This is a genomic window from Halomicronema sp. CCY15110, assembly GCF_016888165.1.
GTDB lineage: Bacteria > Cyanobacteriota > Cyanobacteriia > Phormidesmidales > Phormidesmidaceae > Halomicronema.
This window is the reverse complement of sequence record NZ_JACSWC010000020.1, coordinates 1-533: the sequence shown is the minus strand read 5'-3', so window position 1 is coordinate 533 and position 533 is coordinate 1. Positions and strand designations below refer to the sequence as shown.

The 533-nt window shown below is 56.1% G+C and carries 1 protein-coding gene; it reads left to right on the top strand.

Annotated elements, in window-relative coordinates; translation table 11 throughout:
• Positions 1 to 45: 45 nt before the first annotated feature.
• Positions 46 to 390 carry a type IIL restriction-modification enzyme MmeI gene (locus JUK32_RS00105; RefSeq protein WP_204136845.1) on the top strand — a complete coding sequence of 115 codons (345 nt, stop codon included), beginning with the start codon at positions 46 to 48 and terminating at the stop codon, positions 388 to 390.
• Positions 391 to 533: the final 143 nt, after the last annotated feature.

The window sequence follows — 533 nt, the reverse complement described above, 5'->3', positions numbered from 1 at the left end:
TAGCCGCCCCCTTGCCTGGAATCCGAGCGATTCCCCGTTTGCCCTATGCAATCTGCCGACACCCAGCGAGTCGAAGCCTTTTTGAATAAGTGGCTGGGCTCTGAAGGCAACGAACGCGCCAATTACCAGGACTTTTTTCTCGACCTCTGTGCGGCGCTTGCGGTCGCGGGGCCACCGCCAAAAGGTAACGAACCAGGCGATCCGTATTGCTTTGACAAAGACATCAAATTTTTCACCAGCGACAAGGCGGAATCGACGCGCTTTGCTGACTTCTACAAGGCGGGCTGCTTTCTGATTGAGGCGAAGCAGGGCAGCCAGGATACCAGCAAGGGCCACAGCAAGCGCGGCACCAAGACCTATCGCGACACCATGCAAAAGGCGTTTAACTAGGCTAAGTCTTACGCTTATAACCGACTGCTGGGGTCGCTGCCGCCGTTTTTGATGACCTGTGACATTGGCTCACACTTTGAGATTTGGGAGGGCTTTAGCGGGGAATATGGCAGCTACGGTGCCCGTGAGCGGGTGAACCTGGC

Coding starts and splice junctions, on each gene's coding strand:
- JUK32_RS00105 (WP_204136845.1), top strand. CDS start 46: ATGCAATCTGCCGACACCCAGCGAGTCGAAGCCTTTTTGAATAAGTGG.